The organism is Acinetobacter sp. A2 (assembly GCF_012371325.1).
Taxonomy (GTDB): domain Bacteria; phylum Pseudomonadota; class Gammaproteobacteria; order Pseudomonadales; family Moraxellaceae; genus Acinetobacter.
In genome coordinates this window covers 109,732-127,599 of the sequence record NZ_JAAZQX010000001.1, presented here as the reverse complement: position 1 = coordinate 127,599, position 17,868 = coordinate 109,732, and the positions used below count along the sequence as shown (strand labels likewise).

Genomic DNA, 17,868 nt, shown 5'->3' with positions numbered 1-17,868 from the left:
GGTCGTTAGCTCAGTCGGTAGAGCAGCGGACTTTTAATCCGTTGGTCCCGCGTTCGAATCGCGGACGACCCACCATTCATTCTCAAATACCTCTTCAAATATTCAATTCAAAAAGAAATTTATTCTTTTCTAGCTTTCACACGCCCGTAAAAAAACCACAAGCCCAAACAACTCATGGTTTATTCATCGACTCAAATAATACAGTCCGTTAAATCATCGTATCGCTAATTCTTAGCTTGACTTAATTAAGTGATAGTTCTGCGAAGGCAATGGATGGATTTTGAAGTATTCACGATTATTTTCAGTCGCAATCGCAATTTTATTTCGATCCATGATTAAGTTATTTTCATGGTCAACATTGTAATAAAAATTCACCCCAGTGGAACGTGCCACCACAATCTGATGATTTTGTTCATCATAAAACCAAAAGTCTTTGCGGTACTTCTTTTCAGTGTCGTAACTGATTTTTCCTGCATTCACAAAAATACGATGTGCTGTCCCATCGGGCAATAAAGTCAAAATATAATCTACCGTGCCCTGCTCACACATCACAAATTTATCTGCACAACTGACTTGAATGGAATAGCGCCCCACATAGGTATGATGTGCCTCGGGAATTTTACGTGTCTCTTGTTGCTCATTCACTTGAATGGGCGCAGTAGCCTGCCCTGCCACCTCAGTCAACCGCTTGGTTTCGACAGGTTCTGAATAATTTTGCACAGCAGCTTGCTCAAGTTGTGATCCATCACATCCTAGTAATAACATTCCGCTCAGCACAGAGACTACACACATATATGATTTAGCCAATGACACACATTCCCTTAAAAAATTGAAGCTTTCCGTCGTACTCAAATCAGCTGTAAGCAACGTTGAATCTATGCTCAACTCATTCCTTGATGTTGAACTTTCATCTCAAACTGCTGCCGACTTCTAATTGAATATTTTAGGGGGATGCTGCTTTAATCAACACCTTAAGTTACATAACTTTACCAATTGCTTTTGGCTAGATACTTTAAAAATTCAACAACAACACCATTTTTATATTAAGCATTCGTGATTCAAGAAAAACATCATCAATGGATGTTAATTTTTACGAATGTGTTTTCTATTTCATTGATCTCTCAAGGAGAACTGAATGGCCAATGTTGGTTTATATCGCTCAAACCGCTCAAATATGATTGCTGGGGTCATGGGCGGTATTGCTGAACGTTTTGGTTGGAATGCAAACTTATTGCGTTTAATTTTCGTGATCGTGTCAGTGATGAGCGCTGCCTTTCCAGGCATTTTGGTGTATTTGGTATTGTGGTTGGTAATGCCAAAACAAAATCTATCCAATATGCAAAATCCAACTCAAGGCTATTCAAGACCTGTGCGTACCGTTCATTCAGATCAAGACCGATAAACGGTCTTGAAATTTTACTGACTGACCGCATTTATATCATCAGATTTAAATACGTTTGAATTTCTTTTTCGCTACGATTGCTCCCCCAAGCATCGTAGCTTTTTTTTGCCTATTGTTTTCACAACAAAACTTTTTCTAGCTTGTAGCAAATGTATGAGTTTGAGTATAAATCTGAACTACTTTTCTACAAGTTGCTGATTCAATACTGCAATCATATCGGCACGACTGATCATACCTACTAAACGCTGTTGCTCAACCACAGGAATATAATTAAAAGAACGCTCAACAAAATAAGGCACCAAATCCTGAATACTTTGTTGTGGTTGTACCGTAACGACCTGTCGCAACATAATATGTTTAACTTGATGCTGCCAGCGATAAGGCAAATCGGTCACATGTTTAAACCATTCCACCACTTCATACAATGCCAAAGTTCCGACCAAATGCTGTGCATCATCCACCACAGGCAGGCTCATTAAATTCATCTGTTTAAACTTTTCCAATGCGCTGTGAATATCTTCATCTTGATGCAAAGTCAGTACATCTTTACTCATAATATCGGCACACGTCAGCGCTTGAGTTTGTCGCTCACTAGCTTTGGACTGCGCCTCTAAAATAATTTTTTGCAGATCATATTCACTAATATCCAAAAGCTGAGTTTGTTCATCTAACACATCCTGAATATCTTGCGGCTGAATGGTGGCTTTTTGGGTCGGTGTCGGGTTTTGAGAACGTGTATTCAATTGTGGTTTTTGTGGGTATGGTTTGCCAATCATGCGGTTAAATGCAATTGCAATGAGCATCAACAGTACAGAATTGAGTAAAACAGGATAAAAAACAAAATGATAACCTAATTCACGTACAGCCTCTCCGCCCAGTACTGCAGTAATCGCGACTGCCCCACTTGGTGGATGTAAAGAGTCTGTAGTCATCATTAAAAAGATAGACAATGCCACAGCCACACTAAAAGCTTCGGTTAAATTGGGTAGAGATAAAGCACAACTGACCCCTAACACCGCCGCAATACTGTTCCCTACCACAATATTCCATGGTTGCGCCAAAGGGCTGGCAGGCACAGCAAAAAGCAAGACTGAAGACGCTCCCATCGGTGCGATATACCACGCATTAATATCGCCCAACACCCACCAACTGATCAGTGAAGATAGTGCTAAACCCAGCAACGCCCCCAACCCACACAGCAACCTTTCTCTCAAAGGTAAAACTTTGAAATTTGGTTTAAGCGTATTTAGCCAGTCTAGTTGTGAATGAAACACGGGGACAATCCTGTGGCGAACATTTACCAAGATTATAAGACAATCACGTAATAAGATGTATTTGTTTTACATCTTTCGTTTATCAGTGAATTTGTAAAACCAACTCAGACCACATGCTTTTATGCTTTAACCTTTGCCAGCACCCCGCAAAATCCTTATAATTGAGCACAATTTTTCTCTAATTTTAAGTGGATGACCATGAGTCGCGCCATATCGCATATTGATACCTTTCAAGGCTTAATTCTTGCCTTACAAAACTACTGGGCGGAGCAAGGCTGCGTCGTTTTACAACCTTACGATATGGAAATGGGTGCAGGGACATTCCACACCGCAACCTTCCTACGTGCGTTAGGGCCTGAAACCTGGAATGCAGCATACGTGCAACCGTCACGTCGTCCTAAAGATGGTCGTTATGGCGAAAACCCGAACCGCTTGCAACACTACTATCAATTCCAAGTGGTGCTTAAACCAAACCCAGACAACATCCAACAATTATATTTGGATTCTTTAAAAGCCATTGGGATTGACCCATTGGTACATGACATCCGCTTTGTAGAAGATAACTGGGAATCTCCAACATTAGGTGCTTGGGGCTTGGGCTGGGAAGTTTGGTTAAACGGCATGGAAGTGACTCAGTTTACCTACTTCCAACAAGTCGGTGGTGTTGAATGCTACCCAGTGACCGGTGAAATCACTTACGGTCTTGAGCGTTTGGCAATGTACCTACAAGGTGTAGATTCGGTTTATGACTTGGTTTGGACCAAAGGCCAATTTGGTACAGTCACTTATGGCGATGTGTTCCATCAAAACGAAGTTGAACAATCGACCTATAACTTTGAATATGCGCCTGTTGATAAAATGTTTGAACTGTTTGACTTCTATGAAGTAGAAGCAAGCCGTTTAATTGCCGCAGAATTACCATTACCTGCGTATGAGCAAGTGATTAAAGCATCTCACTGCTTTAACTTGCTCGATGCGCGTGGTGCAATTTCTGTGACTGAGCGTCAGCGTTATATTTTACGTGTACGTACCTTGGCACGTTCAATTGCACAAAGTTATGTGGCTGCACGAGCAAAACTAGGTTTCCCAATGGCTGAACCGCATTTACGTGATGAAGTCTTAGCGCAGTTAAAAGCACAAGTTGAAACGGAAGCTAAAGCACAAAATACTGAGGAAAGCAAATAATGTCTAAACATACAGTTTTATTTGAACTCGGTTGCGAAGAACTCCCACCGAAAAGCTTAAAAACCTTACGCGATGCCTTATTTGCAGAAACTGAAAAAGGTTTAAAAAATGCAGGCCTTGCGTTCGATTCGATCGAAGCTTATGCAGCACCACGTCGCTTGGCACTTAAAATTGTCAATGTAAATGGTGCGCAAGCAGATACCCAAAAACGTTTTGATGGCCCTGCTGTTCAAGCTGCCTATGATGCCGAAGGCAAACCGACCAAAGCGCTTGAAGGCTTTATGCGTGGTCAAGGTATTACGGTTGATCAGGTCTCTACTTTCCAAGCGGGTAAAGTTGAAAAAGTCTGCTATTTAAAAGATGTGAAAGGTCAAAGCCTTGATGCGTTATTGCCACAAATTCTACAAACTGCGTTGGATAACCTACCAATTGCAAAACGCATGCGTTCTGCCGCAAGCCGTACTGAATTTGTGCGTCCTGTTAAATGGGTGGTGTTGCTTAAAGACAACACCGTGGTTGACGCCACGATTCAAGATCATCAGGCAGCGAATGTAACCTATGGTCACCGCTTCCATGCCCCTGAAGCAATCACACTACAACACGCCAATGACTATTTAGATGCGTTACGTGCTGCTAAAGTCATTGCTTCTTTTGAAGAACGTCAAGCGATTATCGACCAGCAAGTAAAAGCATTGGCAGATGAAGTCAATGCAATTGCGATTGTGCCTAGCGACCTACGTGATGAAGTGACTGCACTGGTAGAATGGCCTGTTGCACTACGTGCCAGCTTTGAAGAGCGTTTCCTCGCTGTACCACAAGAAGCTTTAATTACCACCATGCAGGACAACCAAAAGTATTTCTGTTTGGTCAATAGCGACAACAAATTACAGCCTTACTTTATTACGGTTTCAAATATTGAGTCGAAAGACCCGACTCAAATTATTGAAGGTAATGAAAAAGTGGTTCGTCCACGTTTGTCTGATGCTGAATTCTTCTTCTTGCAAGACCAAAAGCAACCGCTTGCATCACGCAAAGAAAAATTGGCCAACATGGTTTTCCAAGCGCAACTGGGCACACTTTGGAACAAGTCTGAGCGTATTGCCAAACTGGCTGTTGCTTTAGCGCCAATTACAGGTGCAAATCCGCAAGATGCTGAAAAAGCTGCTTTGCTTGCAAAATGTGACTTAACGTCTGAACTTGTGGGTGAATTCCCAGAACTACAAGGCATTGCGGGAACTTATTACGCGCGTCTTGAAGGTGAAAATGACGAAGTTGCAGAAGCACTCGGTGAACAATACTTACCTAAATTCGCTGGCGATGTACTTCCAAAAACTAAAACAGGCACGACCATTGCCCTTGCAGACCGTTTAGACACGCTCACAGGTATTTTTGGTATTGGCCAAGCACCTACAGGTTCTAAAGACCCATTTGCATTGCGTCGTTCTGCCATTGGTATTTTGCGCCTTGTGACTGAAAATGGTTTAGATGTTTCAATTGAAGACTTAATTAAGTTGGCTTTGGCTGCTTATGGCGATGTCTTGAAAGATCACGACAAGACTTTAGCAGATGCTGTTGCATTCCTTGAAGGTCGTTACCGTGCTAAATACGAAGACCAAGGCGTTGCGGTAGATGTGATTCAAGCTGTTCAAGCTTTATCACCAAAATCTCCACTTGATTTTGATAAGCGTGTGAATGCAGTCAATCACTTCCGCGCCTTGCCTGAAGCGGCTGCATTGGCGGCTGCAAACAAACGTGTTGCAAATATCTTAGCAAAAGAAACTGCGCCTGAAGGTTCAGTGGTTGAAGCGAACTTGGTTGAAGATGCTGAAAAAGCTTTGTTCGCTGAACTTGCAAAAATCACACCTGTGGTTGAGCCATTATTTGCTGCCAAAGACTACACTGCTGCGTTGTCTGCACTTGCTGCTCTTCGTGCGCCAGTGGATGCGTTCTTTGACGGGGTAATGGTCATGGCTGATGATGCTGACCTGAAAGCAAACCGTTTACGTATGCTTGCACAGCTTCGTAACTTGTTTACCAAAGTGGCTGATATTTCGGTATTACAGCACTAAGTCAGACATTTGAAATAAAAGTAAAACCCTGCTAGAAATAGTGGGGTTTTTTTTATTTTTCTCAATAATATGAAATTATCACAAGCACAAAAAGCATTAGAATTTTTAAAATCTAATCCTAACCAAAAATTTACAGCTAGATTTATTGCTGATAAATTAATTGCTACATATCCTCAAGACTATATTGAGAAAAGAAATAATATTAAATTTCAAAACAATGAAAGTGCTTTTAAACAACAAGTTATTCGAGAGTTATATAGTATTTTCCCAGACTTAATTCAAAATAATCCTTGTGTAAAATATCAAGAAAAACCAAGTCCACGCCAATATTGGTATGAACCAACTTCAAATCTTTCACCAGTAAAAGGAATTGACTTCCATAATTCATTAATTATTAATGCAGAAGACAATAATCCCCCATCGATTCAAGAAAAAATATTTTCAGAATATGACTTATATCCTGTATTGATAGAATACCTATCCCAAGAACTCAATTTGCTTACATTAAGAATTGATGAAAAAAGATCATCAAATACTAGAGGACAAAATGGTAATCAATGGCTACATCCAGATATTGTGGCAATGCAAGCATTAGATAATAAATGGAATGATCTAGTTAAAACTTGTGTAAAGCATAGTTCTGGACAAAATGTTCGACTTTGGTCATTCGAGGTAAAAAAAGAACTAAATAACTCAAATATTAGAAGTAGCTTTTTCCAAGCTGTTAGTAATTCAAGTTGGGCAAATGAAGGATATTTAGTTGCGACCTCAATTTCTACCAATGAAGTTGAAGAAGAACTGCGTATGCTTTCAGCTTTACATGGTATAGGTGTAATTTTACTCAATCCAGAAAATCCAACTGAAAGTGAAATCTTACTTCCTGCTCGCCGAAGACCCGAAGTGGATTGGCAATCAATAAATCGAATTTTAAATGAAAATTCAGACTTTAAAAATTTTATCGAATTGGTCTCAATTTATTACCAAACTGGCCGTATTCGCACACAAGATTGGAATCGTTAATCACTGAGCTATAGTCATTTTCCAACTGATTCCCTATACTCAACCTAACAACACTCAACAAGAAAACAAGCTTATGAAACTTAAAACACTCATTTTATCGGGTTTAACTTGCCTTTCTCTTAGTGCGTGTACCTCTGCACCTGTTATTCCGCAGCTCACAGCAGGTGTTTTACAAGAAGTGAAAAACATTGAAGTTTACCCAGACACCGTAAACAACAGTGCAAAACTCACTAAATTTATTGATAAATGCGTTATTGAATTTACAGGTACACTCAAGGCAGGTCGCTCAATCGAGCAATGGGCATTTAAAGGCAACACTTTAATTTCAGCAGGTTCTGCAACTTTTGCCCAAGACGGCACCAGCACTGCACAGCACTTTGACTTGCACGATGCTACGGTACAAAAAAACTTCATTACCTTGCGCAGTCACTTTCATAAAGATGCACTTGCACAATGCAACTAATTTAAAACGAACCTGAATGTATCCTGATGTAGCAAGATTGTGTGACTTTTAACACAAACCCGCCATCTTCAGATATTTCAAATTATGATAATCATGCAGTGCAGTCCAATACTGCCCTGCTTTAAAACTCTCCAGAGTAACAAGACCCACAAATTATTGTGGGTCTTTCTATTTATGCTCTGCTTATGATCTGCATAAATTGCACTTAGAAACACCAAATGATTCAAACGCATGTTCAATCGTCACCCGAAAGACAATTAAACTTGCGAGAAGCAAACAGTATTTGTCATGTATTCTTTATACAATCCTCAACAACATCACCACATAGCGCGTGAAGGTTGTAATTTTAAGATGGTTACTGCCAAGAATCCTCATCTACATTCAAGCTTTCAGTAGCCACCACACTGCGTATTTAAAGAGGCCAACACATGAATAAAATCAGTTTCGGTATTGCCATTGGATTATTGCTCAGCAGTGCTGCTGTATATGCACAAAACAGTTCTGAACCTACACAAGACAATCAAAGCCACAAACCGATTCGCCCTTATGCAGACAACCCGAATTTATTACATGTCTGGGCTTATAAAACTCAGGAAGGTGTAATTCAGGCTGCACAAAAAGTAGGTGAAGTCACAGAAAAAGGCATTGAGAAAATTCGCCCATCTGCACATCAGGCTTTAGACAATGCCAAAACTTTGGGCAGTCAGGGTGCAGCGCAAGCCAAGCAAACAGGGCAGCAACTGGCGGGTCAGGTCAATAATAAAATTCAGGAAACCAAAGAAGTGATTACAGGGCAAAGTGATCAAGCCGTGCCGATCTATCAAGCGCCATTAAGTACACCATCACAAAATGTAACGCCTGCGCCAACCACTACAACGCCACAGACACAGGAAGCACAGACTCAGGCTGCCCCAAGTGACGAATCTGAAGAAGAAATTAAAGTGATTAAACTATAAAAATATTGGATTGATGATTTGCTTTAAAATTATAAAAAAGCCTGCAATTATTCTGCAGGCTTATTCATGTGAAAACGAATAGAGTTTTGTATTTGTCGGAACACATATAGGCCTAGCCCAAGTAATACCAACACAGCTAAAGCAAAGAATAAATAGGCTTTAGGCTCTGGCGCATCGACAAAAGCCGTTGCAGATACAATTAAACTGAACAACAAAACAAGCACAGCAGGCATTAACAACTTGGTCATACACACTACCCTTGGAATGATCAATAAAACAAGGTTTCAAGACCATCTTAGCCCAATAGCAAAACAATACAAGTGTCTAAAATTTAAACTCTATAAATTAAGGCTTTAAAACTTTGCAAACTACTGTTCAAGTTCTAGGGTAAATTTGGCAGTATCTGGTAAATCTTCTACAAAGTCGTTGCCGCCAAACTCATCGCTACTCAGGTTTAAATCCTTATAACTCAAGACAAAATATTCGCTATATTTTTTCAGTATTAAGGGGTGCATGCCTGCCGCAAGCGCATCCTGCTCTTTGCATAATTTCATGACATGACGATCATTCATACTAATTAAGTATCGCTCATCGTTTAGATAAATTTGTACCAAGCCACTGCCTTTGGCATAAATTGGAATCAAAAATTTATGGTTTAAGGCAATTGCATTTGCTGCATAGCTCTCAATTTTTTGGCTGATGATGTTAAACACCAAACCATGACCAAAATGATCGAGCAATACATTCCGATTTTCATACGGTAACTGGATTTGTAGACCCAGTTTGTTTAGGTCGTGCTGATCGACCTGTTTATTGCTCAATAAAGAACGAATCAGATTCTGTTTCAGCTTGGCATCAAAGAAATTACTGTCTAGCTGTAAATTGTTGTATTTTAAAATACGACCTAAAGACCAACGGTGATTCGGTAAGACATTTTCAATCACTTTACGGTAGTAAAACTTACTGTTCTTTTTCACCTTGCGAATTTTTTGGTAAAAAAACGGCGCATCAAAAGGATGGGTCAAAAAGTCATTTAATAATTCTGAGTTAGCCAAAATCGCAATCGCATCATGCCCTGTAAATGGCAAATGCAAGGTATGTAAATGTGGAATTAATGGCTGTATTTTTAAATAATGCCCACGATCTTCTGGGTAATATTGGTCATAAACCACAATATATTCACGCTGTGCCGATACATCCTGCGCTTGAATACGCATATTGGCATTCACATCGGCATGGTAAAACATATTGTAGCGTGCGTCGTGAATATCTTCAGGGTCAATCGAGTACTGCGGCACCAAAGCCACAATGCGGTTTAAATCCAGTAAATTAGAATACTTAATTGCCGCATAGCCTCCCATAGAGCCGCCATAGCCGACACGGACTTTAAACGGGGCAATGAGCTCTTGAATGGCTGCCAACATGGCACGCATAGATGCTTCAGGAAACCATGATTTTTCCTTTGGCATCACCCCAATCACATTAAAATGAAACTTTTCCAGTGATTTTTCGGCGTTAATAGACGTTCCTTTGGCACGAGTGATTAAATCGCCAAAAGAAAAAATCAGCTCCTGAGATGAGCCTTTCATGAAAATAGCGCGGATATGTCCGTCTTCAAAAATTATGTGTTTGTCCATTCCCACACCGGCGCCAAGGCGCTGAATTAAACCGTTACTTTAAACTTGAATACACGTTACGCAAGTTCAAAAGTGAATATGTTATTTTATAGATGCACAGCAGATTAAAAATCGCAAAATATGACACAATCTCTACATCCTGCCGCACAACAAGGCTTTGGTTCTGGTGCAAGCCTATACCAACAAGTTCGCCCCAGTTACCCGCAAGAAGTCGATACTTTCCTGCAAGATCAGCTCAAAGTTATACCCAATAGCCATATTGTAGACTTGGGTTCTGGCACAGGAAAGTTCCTGCCGCATTTGCTCAAACTAACAACGCAGCTTACAGCAGTTGAACCCATTGCTAGCATGTTAACTGAATTACGCCAACTTTACCCACAAGTTGCAACCGTTCAGGCACGAAGTGAGCAATTGCCCTTGCCTGCCCAATGTGCTGATTTAGTCAGCTGCGCACAATCTTTTCATTGGTTTGCCAATCTACAAAGTTTAAAGGAAATTCATCGTATCTTAAAACCTCAAGCTCACTTGTTACTCATCTGGAATCAGCGTGATATTTCAGTGAATTGGGTCAATGCCCTCGCAGAAATGATTCTCCCTTTTGAGGGCGATACACCACGCTTTCACAATCAAGACTGGCGTCAGGTCTTTGCAGATACAGATTTATTCCAACTTTGCCACGAACAGCAATTTCACCACAGGCATGTTGGCACAGTCGAGCAAGTGGTTTCCAAGCGTCTACTCTCGACCAGTTTTATCGCTGCAATGCCTGCCGCTCAGCAACAACAACTCAAAACACAATTTGAACAATTGATACTGGAATACACGGGGCTACATGCGCAAGATACAATTGAATTTCCTTATTGTACCCATGTGTTTATCTATCAAAAAATTGGGTAAAAACCAAGCCATAAAAATCAACCGAAAATGGAGCACATTTCAATGCAGATTACTTTCAAACACGTCCTTGCTCCCATGCTCATCGGTCTAGCTTTTGGCCTAACTGCCTGCGAACAAAAAAATGTTGAGCATGCCGACCAACTCAGCCCTGAAGATCAAATCATGCAAAATCAGGTCGAACAGGCTGCGATTCAGCCCTTTGAAATGACCACAGATGACCCGCATGACATTCAATTGCTGAGCGATTATGAACAGCGCCATGAACAAATGAGTGAAGATATGTTAGATGAATTGGAACGCTTGCATGAAGCCAAGCAACTTGATGCGGCCTTTGCACAAAGCCGCTTGCATGACAATATGCAATCTGCCTTAGCCATGCTGAAAGACTTAGATTTAAAAACCCCTCAAGGGCGCTATATTCAAGGTTTGATGAGCAATTATTGGGAACAACAAGCAGCTTATCTAAGTAGCCAAACGTCTACAGCAGCTTATCCAATCCGTGCAGAACAGCGCCAGCAAGGTTTGCAAGATTTATTGCAAGCACAGCAACAACTCGAACATTGGCGTGAGCAATATCCTCAGCTTGATGAATAATGCATTTTAGGGATGCTGCTGTAAATACTGATGTACCCCTTCAGCAGCAGCACGGCCAGTGGCAAAACAGGCTGTCAGCAAATAACCACCTGTCGAAGCATCCCAATCCAGCATTTCACCACAAAGGAAAACTTGAGGATTAGAATTTAACTGTAATTGTGGCGACAATACCTCACGCTTCACCCCACCCGCACAGCTAATTGCTTCTTCAATCGGCCGAAAGCCTGTTAAAGACACTTTTAGTTTTTTAATCTGCTGCGCCAATCGTTGCGGTTGTTGCCAAAGTGTTTTATCCACCAGTTCACGTACAATCGCAGCCTTTGCGGCATCCAGCCCCGCCTTGCGCCATACATTGCTTAACGACTGTTTTTTAGAAGGTTGTAACTTTTGACTGAGTTGCTCAATGCTTAAATCGGGTAATAAATCTAGATATAACTGCATTGGTTGCTGTGCTTGCTGTAACTGTCGCAGCGCACGCCCCTGCTTATAAATTAGGCCACTTTCCAAACCATAATGGCTGATCACAATATCGCCCATGCTCGGCTCAGTACCTTCCACCCATGCCTGCACACGTTTTAAAGGCTGCCCCAATACAGGCTGCATATAGTTTGACCAATGACATTCCACCCCAGCATTGCTGGCCTGAAAAGGCTGAATTTCATTGGCAGACAACCAACGCTGCCATGCACCATCGCTACCCAGTTTTGACCAAGATACCGCACCGCATGCCATTACAATTGCAGCAAACTGCTGCTGCTCAGTCTGTGCCGTAGTTAAATTTAAAATACTGAGTTGATTGTGTTTTAAATCACACACCTGATGTCGATAATGAAATTGCACACTTGCATCGGCTAAACGCTTTAACCAAGCACGCAGTAAAGGGGCTGCTTTCATTTCTTGTGGAAAAATCCGCCCCGATGAACCTACATAGGATTGAATACCTAAACCCTGCATCCAGTTTTGAATCCACGTGGCATCCCATTGTTGAATCCATGGCGCCAACCATTCAGCCTGATCATAACGCTGAATAAATTGTGCAACTGGTTCGGCATGTGAAATATTTAGACCCGTTTTGCCTGCCATCAAAAACTTACGTGCTGCCGAAGGTTTTTGCTCATAGACATGCACCTCATAGGCATACTGGCTCAGTACTTCAGCAGCCATTAAGCCTGCAGGGCCTGCACCAATAATTGCAATGCGCTGTTTCATGCCTGTTTACTCAGCAACTAAGCTTGAATCTGCGGAAGATTTTGTTTCAACTGTTTCAGCAGGCATTAAAACTGGCTGCTGCCCCTGTAAAGGCTGAAAGTCATCAAAACGAGTTTGATAACCTGCTGGCTTAGTGATACGCAATTCCTGACAACGCTCGCCACGGGCTAAATATTTAATTTCAAAATGGGTGCGTGCCGAATCCGCAGGTACATCTTGCTGAATAAACGGCAGTTTCCACACCTCAATCAACTGCTGCTGTGCTTCTGCGATATATTCAGGAATATTACTGACCAAAGTAATACTGCCGCCTGTTTGTAGGCGTGACAGTAAAAACTCAAAAAACGGCATATTCAACCAACGCTGCGTCGCATTATGCGGTTCTGGGTTCGGATAAAGAATAAAGAACTGCGCTACTTGTGCAGGGAATAAAGCATGCACAATCCATGGAATCGCATCGGCATGAACAATCTGTAAATTCTGCTGACCTTCAAGCTGATGCTGTTTTTGCATCGCCAAAAATTTTTCACGGGTGCGCTCAATTGCAATCAACTTGTGCTCAGGATGCTGCCCGCTAAATAATAAGGCGTGTTTGCCTTTTCCTGCCCCAATTTCTACACAAACCGATTCATTGGCAATGGCTTGAAAATCACGAGGGGCATGCATACGCTGTGCTTGAAATTGACGAATTGGCATAATCAGATCAAACTTACAAAATTCGGCACAAGTCTACCAAGTCAGGTGCTATTTGCCTAATCCAATCCTGCATTTTTCATTTGGAGTTGATCATGCCACGCTCTTTTCCTTGCCCACGTTGTGGCAAACCTTCGCAATGGGAAAATAATCCATTTCGTCCTTTTTGTTCCGAACGTTGCAAGCTCATTGATTTAGGTGCATGGGCAAATGATGAATACAGACTGCCAACGCAGGATGCGCCTCAAGCAGAAAATTCTGAAGAATAAGCAATAAATTACCACGCCAAATATTGCCTAAAACTACACGCAGTTTCATGGAATTTTTCACATTTTTAGAAAAATTGCTCAAAACTTAGTTGTTCTATAATTGCTTTTAGCAGAAATAGCACAGGTTATACTTTGCACTGTTCGTGACTCCGTCACTGCACATAACAATAAAGAAAGCAAAAAATAACCTAGGAACATCTCACCTTGGAAATCATGTTAAAAGGAATTGTAATGCTGTGTATTTTACTCTCTACCAGCAGTTTAGGCTTTGGACTATATGCGCATGATTTACTCATGCTGTGCATAGGCATCTTACTGACAATTTTCACCATGCTGTTTGCAATTGAAAGCAAACAAATGCTGAATAATCCCTTTCGCAAATAAAAAAGTCAGCGACTGCTGACTTTTTCTTAAAGTATAAATACACACTGCTTCTAACCTGCTTGCCCTGCTACAAACGGGTTATGCTGTTTTTCAAAACCAATGGTGCTGATTGGCCCATGACCTGAAATAAACTGGGTGTCATCAGGCAAACTGAAACACTCACGCTGAATTGAATCTAATAATTGTTGATGATTACCGCGCGGAAAATCTGTACGACCAATAGAACCCTTAAACAACACATCACCCATCCACAAAATGCCATATTTGGCGTTATAGAACATCACATGACCTGGAGTATGTCCTGGGGCATAGCGTACTTCAAAACTTTCTTCACCAAGTTGTAGTACTTCACCACCGTCTAACCATTGGCTCACAGTGACTTGTTCAGGGATAGGAAAACCATAACGCGCAGACACTTCTTGCAACTGATCTAACCAAAATGCATCTTCTTTCTGTGGACCAATCACAGGAACATTCCAGTGATGTTGCAAAGCACCCACTGCACCAGCATGGTCTAAATGTCCATGCGTTAGCCATAAGGCTTTTACGGTTAAACCCAAAGCTTCTACTTCGGCTTTTAATTTTTCAGATTCACCACCCGCATCAATCAAAACTGCTTCTTTGGTTTCAGCATCCCAAACAATTGAGCAGTTTTGTTGAAATGCAGTTACAGGAACAATTTTGACTTGCAACATAGGTCTAGACCTCAAAATTTAATGGGCGAGCTGAAGCTTTAAAGCCTCAAGATTAGCCTGAAGTAAATGATTGAGCAAATCCAAATGATCGGCACGGGTATTTAAAGCAGGAATATAGGCGTATTGCTCTCCACCTGCCTGCAAAAACAGCTCTGAATTTTGAATCGCTAATTCTTCTAGGGTTTCCAGACAATCTGCAGAAAAAGCAGGGCTCATGATCTGCACAGATTTCACCCCCTGCTGCCCCCACTCTTCTAACAAAACATCCGTATAGGGCTTAACCCATTCCTGCTTGCCAAAACGTGACTGGAAACTGATTGCCCATTGCTGTTCATTTAAATTCAATGCATCGGCAACCAATTGCGCAGTGATACGGCAACGCTCGGCATAAGGGTCGCCCTTATCTGCATAGGGTTGTGGAATGCCATGAAATGACATCAACAATTTTTCTGCCACACCATGTTCGGCCTGAAAGTCACGTACACTTTGTGCCAAAGCCTGTATATATAAAGGATGCTGATAATAATCACGAATGATCGACAGCCCAGGTAAATTACGTTGCTTCGGAATCCAGTGAGCAACGGCATCGTACAAAGGCGCAGTGGATGTAGCTGAATACTGCGGGAACAGCGGAAATAAAATCACATGATCAGGCGGGTTTTGACTCAAACGTGCTAACGCTTGCTGAATCCCTGGATTGCCATAGGTCATCACAGGCACAATATCTAATTCAATCTCTGGATACTGTGATGCCAACTGTTGCTTTAAAGCCGCAACCTGTTGCAGCAAAATTTCCCGCATGGGTGAATCTTGCTGCCATACCATGGCATACGCATGCGCAACACGTTTGGGGCGAAACGGCAAAATGAATAAACCTAAAATAATTTGCCAAATCGGTTTAGGGATTTCAATCACGCGCTGATCAGACAAAAACTGCTTTAAAAAACGGCGTACTGCACTTGCAGTAGGTTCATCAGGCGTACCTAAATTGGCTAAAAGAACGGTTACTTTGGGTTTTGCTGTAGGCAACATTCAGCCCTCTTGTCTACTGATCGAACCCCGCTACTTTAACAGTTTTTTGAGCACTGATTGATAGATTAATACGGTGTCTTTGCTTGGACCTGATCTAGCAAATTACTCTCTAACAACTTTTGCGCTTTCAGGGTGGTTTGCCAGAGCATCCGTTGTCGGTCATCGCGGCCTGCTTGCACAATCCAGTCATTCTGACGCATTTGCATTTTAATATTGTGCAAAGCCCGAATATTAATTTGCGAACGAGCAACCGCATGTGCACGTGGCATGATCCGACGTGCATCATCCAGCCCCGTTTCATTTAAATATTCATTCATGCGTTTAGAAAAATATTCTTCAGGTGTCGGGTGAATAAAAGTGCTGCCAAGCACAGCAAGCAACTGCGCCCAAGTTAGACTTTTTTCAATCTTTAATTCTTTAAAATTACCATCCTGATAGGCATGCATACGATATTCAAACCGATAAGGCTCATGCATAGACACTTTGGGTAAGTTTAAAAATGGGTCTTCTTCACGCTTACCAATTTCAGTTTCTAATTGTCTTAATTTATTCTTTAAACACTCAATTTCATCATGCAAGGCTTGCGTATTTTGTGGACGCACCCAACCTGTGGTCGGATAACGCTCCAACATTTGCGACATGTTAAAACGAACAGCCAACTCTAAATCACGCATGGTTCGGTAGCTAAAGACCTGATCAACCCCTTGCTGTAGCAATTTGCGAAATTCTTTAAATTTTTCACGCAGTTCAGGCTTTTCATCATGTAACGATGGATCTCTTGAATCTGGATCTTCATGCATAAAAACCACAATCGGTTTTTGTTTGGTCACGGCATAGATATATTCTAAATGCATGTAACCCACGCCCGATACCGATTGCTCACCATATTGGCTGCCCAGTAATATCACCACATAATCGCAATCATCAATTTGACGACGTGCAAAAGCGGTACTGAGTGGGGTGCGTTGCTCTAATCCCCACGAAAAAAAACCCATTCCCACCAATGTTTGAGCCAAGATCACCCGTTCTGGCTGCATATCTGCCCCAGAAGTCGAGATAAAGACCTGATAGCGCTTATCGAGCATTGGTTTCCCCTTCTCCGTTACACATTACACGTCACGAACCGTTTACGTGTCCTGCATATCCCCAATGATAAAAATTGTCATAAAGTCAGTTGTCAGCATCCACATTTGCGATACTCCAAGAAATATTTTTTGGAATAAGATGTTGCAAGACGGGTTTTAATTGTTCTGCATTGTTCCCGCTGACATAACACGCAATTTGTAAAGAATCTGTCAAACACTGTTCAAATAATAACTCATTTTTAATCAAAATGCGGGAAGTTTGACGTGCAACTGCTATTCCTGAGTCAATTAATGTCAGTTTCTGACCAAAAATAGACTCAATTGCAGGTTTTAAAAAAGGATAATGCGTACAACCGAGCACCAAATAGTCTGCACCCTGATCGACCACAGGTTGCAGACTCTGCTTTAATGAACTCAAGCAAGCTTCACTCATTTGTGCGCCTTGTTCTACAAATGGCACCAAATCCAGATTGGTCACATTCAGGACTTGTACCTGCGCAGGAATGGCAAAACGCTGCATCACATCTTTAATCAGTTGCCCACGAAAAGTTGCAGGCGTGGCCAAAACTGCCACAGTCTTTGACTGACTGTGTAATACGGCAGGCTTTAAAGCAGGCACCAAACCAATAATGGGAAAATCTTCCCCATAGTGTTCACGTAAATAGTCCAGACTGAATGCAGAGGCTGTATTACATGCCACCACCGCAACTTTACAGCCTTGACGATATAACCATTCAATGGCAGCAGCCGTCAGTTCCCGAATATTTTGATCATCCCTCGGGCCATAAGGCACATGCGCAGTATCGGCATAATAAATGATGCTTTCACAGGGCAAATATTCTGCAATTTCAATAGCAACCGACAGCCCTCCAATGCCTGAATCAAAAATACCAATGGGCGCACTGGCTTGTGCTTTTGGCATGGCTTGATTTAAGGGCGAAATAGGATGAATGGCTGTCATAGCAAGCGGTCAGCAATACAAAATACAATGTAGTAAAGCTTAA

General features: G+C 41.6%; 20 protein-coding genes. 10 read left to right on the top strand and 10 right to left on the bottom strand.

Annotated features, from left to right (window positions below; translation table 11 throughout):
- Positions 1-231 precede the first annotated feature (231 nt).
- Entirely contained in the window at positions 232-765 is a 534-nt protein-coding gene (locus HHA43_RS00580) for a hypothetical protein (protein WP_168541389.1), read from the bottom strand.
- A 370-nt stretch (positions 766-1,135) separates the two neighbouring features.
- On the opposite strand from HHA43_RS00580, the gene HHA43_RS00575 reads away from it, so the two are divergent.
- Complete coding sequence (locus HHA43_RS00575; protein ID WP_168460367.1) at positions 1,136-1,402, top strand: PspC domain-containing protein; 267 nt, start codon at positions 1,136-1,138, stop codon at positions 1,400-1,402.
- Between the two features lie 176 nt (positions 1,403-1,578).
- Here the strand turns inward: HHA43_RS00575 and HHA43_RS00570 are convergent, their stop codons facing one another.
- Positions 1,579-2,676 (bottom strand): HPP family protein, encoded by a 1,098-nt coding sequence (locus HHA43_RS00570; protein ID WP_168541387.1) that lies wholly within the window; start codon positions 2,674-2,676, stop codon positions 1,579-1,581.
- A gap of 198 nt (positions 2,677-2,874) precedes the next feature.
- On the opposite strand from HHA43_RS00570, the gene glyQ reads away from it, so the two are divergent.
- The 5 genes from glyQ (at position 2,875) to HHA43_RS00545 (ending at position 8,369) form a co-directional block, all read left to right on the top strand.
- A complete protein-coding gene (glyQ, locus tag HHA43_RS00565) occupies positions 2,875-3,861 on the top strand; it encodes a glycine--tRNA ligase subunit alpha (protein ID WP_168541385.1) in 987 nt (328 codons plus the stop codon).
- A complete protein-coding gene (gene glyS, locus HHA43_RS00560) occupies positions 3,861-5,930 on the top strand; it encodes a glycine--tRNA ligase subunit beta (protein WP_168541383.1) in 2,070 nt (689 codons plus the stop codon). The genes glyQ and glyS overlap by 1 nt, the downstream gene beginning before the upstream one ends.
- 69 nt (positions 5,931-5,999) lie before the next feature.
- A complete protein-coding gene (locus tag HHA43_RS00555) occupies positions 6,000-6,950 on the top strand; it encodes a COG2958 family protein (RefSeq protein ID WP_168541381.1) in 951 nt (316 codons plus the stop codon).
- A 73-nt stretch (positions 6,951-7,023) separates the two neighbouring features.
- Positions 7,024-7,413 carry a hypothetical protein gene (locus tag HHA43_RS00550; RefSeq protein ID WP_168417537.1) on the top strand — a complete coding sequence of 130 codons (390 nt, stop codon included), beginning with the start codon at positions 7,024-7,026 and terminating at the stop codon, positions 7,411-7,413.
- Positions 7,414-7,841: 428 nt separating this feature from the next.
- Positions 7,842-8,369, top strand: coding sequence for a hypothetical protein (locus HHA43_RS00545; RefSeq protein WP_168541379.1), 528 nt, complete (start codon positions 7,842-7,844; stop codon positions 8,367-8,369).
- 47 nt (positions 8,370-8,416) lie between these two features.
- Here HHA43_RS00545 and HHA43_RS00540 read toward each other — a convergent pair whose 3' ends face one another.
- Positions 8,417-8,617, bottom strand: a complete 201-nt coding sequence (locus HHA43_RS00540) for a hypothetical protein (protein ID WP_168417539.1) — start codon at positions 8,615-8,617, stop codon at positions 8,417-8,419.
- 120 nt (positions 8,618-8,737) lie between these two features.
- Positions 8,738-10,006: a hypothetical protein gene (locus HHA43_RS00535; RefSeq protein ID WP_168541377.1), complete on the bottom strand. Its 1,269-nt coding sequence runs from the start codon at positions 10,004-10,006 to the stop codon at positions 8,738-8,740.
- 120 nt (positions 10,007-10,126) lie between these two features.
- Here HHA43_RS00535 and HHA43_RS00530 point away from each other — a divergent pair, with 120 nt between their 5' ends.
- Together HHA43_RS00530 and HHA43_RS00525 are read left to right on the top strand one after the other, a co-directional pair.
- Positions 10,127-10,903 carry a class I SAM-dependent methyltransferase gene (locus HHA43_RS00530; protein ID WP_168541375.1) on the top strand — a complete coding sequence of 259 codons (777 nt, stop codon included), beginning with the start codon at positions 10,127-10,129 and terminating at the stop codon, positions 10,901-10,903.
- Between the two features lie 42 nt (positions 10,904-10,945).
- A complete protein-coding gene (locus tag HHA43_RS00525) occupies positions 10,946-11,497 on the top strand; it encodes a hypothetical protein (RefSeq protein WP_168541373.1) in 552 nt (183 codons plus the stop codon).
- Positions 11,498-11,503: 6 nt separating this feature from the next.
- Here the strand turns inward: HHA43_RS00525 and HHA43_RS00520 are convergent, their stop codons facing one another.
- Together HHA43_RS00520 and HHA43_RS00515 are read right to left on the bottom strand one after the other, a co-directional pair.
- Positions 11,504-12,706, bottom strand: a complete 1,203-nt coding sequence (locus tag HHA43_RS00520; protein ID WP_168541371.1) for a TIGR03862 family flavoprotein — start codon at positions 12,704-12,706, stop codon at positions 11,504-11,506.
- 6 nt (positions 12,707-12,712) lie between these two features.
- The gene (locus tag HHA43_RS00515; protein WP_228284139.1) at positions 12,713-13,408 is read right to left on the bottom strand and encodes a tRNA (guanine-N(7)-)-methyltransferase; all 696 of its coding nucleotides are present in this window, start codon (positions 13,406-13,408) and stop codon (positions 12,713-12,715) included.
- Positions 13,409-13,494: 86 nt separating this feature from the next.
- On the opposite strand from HHA43_RS00515, the gene HHA43_RS00510 reads away from it, so the two are divergent.
- Positions 13,495-13,668, top strand: coding sequence for a DNA gyrase inhibitor YacG (locus tag HHA43_RS00510; RefSeq protein WP_104852987.1), 174 nt, complete (start codon positions 13,495-13,497; stop codon positions 13,666-13,668).
- Positions 13,669-13,881: 213 nt separating this feature from the next.
- Positions 13,882-14,052: a hypothetical protein gene (locus tag HHA43_RS00505; RefSeq protein WP_168541369.1), complete on the top strand. Its 171-nt coding sequence runs from the start codon at positions 13,882-13,884 to the stop codon at positions 14,050-14,052.
- A gap of 50 nt (positions 14,053-14,102) precedes the next feature.
- Here the strand turns inward: HHA43_RS00505 and HHA43_RS00500 are convergent, their stop codons facing one another.
- From HHA43_RS00500 to murI, 4 genes are all read right to left on the bottom strand, one after another.
- Positions 14,103-14,747: an MBL fold metallo-hydrolase gene (locus tag HHA43_RS00500; RefSeq protein WP_168541367.1), complete on the bottom strand. Its 645-nt coding sequence runs from the start codon at positions 14,745-14,747 to the stop codon at positions 14,103-14,105.
- An 18-nt stretch (positions 14,748-14,765) separates the two neighbouring features.
- The gene (gene hemH, locus HHA43_RS00495; protein ID WP_168460391.1) at positions 14,766-15,779 is read right to left on the bottom strand and encodes a ferrochelatase; all 1,014 of its coding nucleotides are present in this window, start codon (positions 15,777-15,779) and stop codon (positions 14,766-14,768) included.
- Between the two features lie 65 nt (positions 15,780-15,844).
- Positions 15,845-16,864, bottom strand: a complete 1,020-nt coding sequence (locus HHA43_RS00490) for a DUF4062 domain-containing protein (protein ID WP_168541365.1) — start codon at positions 16,862-16,864, stop codon at positions 15,845-15,847.
- Positions 16,865-16,949: 85 nt separating this feature from the next.
- The gene (gene murI / locus HHA43_RS00485) at positions 16,950-17,825 is read right to left on the bottom strand and encodes a glutamate racemase (RefSeq protein WP_168417548.1); all 876 of its coding nucleotides are present in this window, start codon (positions 17,823-17,825) and stop codon (positions 16,950-16,952) included.
- Between the last annotated feature and the right edge of the window lie 43 nt (positions 17,826-17,868).

Bases quoted from the DNA above. Each gene is read 5' to 3' on its own strand.
- HHA43_RS00505 (WP_168541369.1), top strand. From the start codon at position 13,882: ATGTTAAAAGGAATTGTAATGCTGTGTATTTTACTCTCTACCAGCAGT.
- HHA43_RS00545 (WP_168541379.1), top strand. From the start codon at position 7,842: ATGAATAAAATCAGTTTCGGTATTGCCATTGGATTATTGCTCAGCAGT.
- HHA43_RS00530 (WP_168541375.1), top strand. From the start codon at position 10,127: ATGACACAATCTCTACATCCTGCCGCACAACAAGGCTTTGGTTCTGGT.
- HHA43_RS00555 (WP_168541381.1), top strand. From the start codon at position 6,000: ATGAAATTATCACAAGCACAAAAAGCATTAGAATTTTTAAAATCTAAT.
- HHA43_RS00550 (WP_168417537.1), top strand. From the start codon at position 7,024: ATGAAACTTAAAACACTCATTTTATCGGGTTTAACTTGCCTTTCTCTT.
- HHA43_RS00575 (WP_168460367.1), top strand. From the start codon at position 1,136: ATGGCCAATGTTGGTTTATATCGCTCAAACCGCTCAAATATGATTGCT.
- HHA43_RS00535 (WP_168541377.1), bottom strand. From the start codon at position 10,006: ATGGACAAACACATAATTTTTGAAGACGGACATATCCGCGCTATTTTC.
- glyS (WP_168541383.1), top strand. From the start codon at position 3,861: ATGTCTAAACATACAGTTTTATTTGAACTCGGTTGCGAAGAACTCCCA.
- HHA43_RS00510 (WP_104852987.1), top strand. From the start codon at position 13,495: ATGCCACGCTCTTTTCCTTGCCCACGTTGTGGCAAACCTTCGCAATGG.
- HHA43_RS00525 (WP_168541373.1), top strand. From the start codon at position 10,946: ATGCAGATTACTTTCAAACACGTCCTTGCTCCCATGCTCATCGGTCTA.
- HHA43_RS00540 (WP_168417539.1), bottom strand. From the start codon at position 8,617: ATGACCAAGTTGTTAATGCCTGCTGTGCTTGTTTTGTTGTTCAGTTTA.
- hemH (WP_168460391.1), bottom strand. From the start codon at position 15,779: ATGTTGCCTACAGCAAAACCCAAAGTAACCGTTCTTTTAGCCAATTTA.
- HHA43_RS00490 (WP_168541365.1), bottom strand. From the start codon at position 16,864: ATGCTCGATAAGCGCTATCAGGTCTTTATCTCGACTTCTGGGGCAGAT.
- HHA43_RS00500 (WP_168541367.1), bottom strand. From the start codon at position 14,747: ATGTTGCAAGTCAAAATTGTTCCTGTAACTGCATTTCAACAAAACTGC.
- HHA43_RS00520 (WP_168541371.1), bottom strand. From the start codon at position 12,706: ATGAAACAGCGCATTGCAATTATTGGTGCAGGCCCTGCAGGCTTAATG.
- glyQ (WP_168541385.1), top strand. From the start codon at position 2,875: ATGAGTCGCGCCATATCGCATATTGATACCTTTCAAGGCTTAATTCTT.
- HHA43_RS00580 (WP_168541389.1), bottom strand. From the start codon at position 765: ATGTTATTACTAGGATGTGATGGATCACAACTTGAGCAAGCTGCTGTG.
- murI (WP_168417548.1), bottom strand. From the start codon at position 17,825: ATGACAGCCATTCATCCTATTTCGCCCTTAAATCAAGCCATGCCAAAA.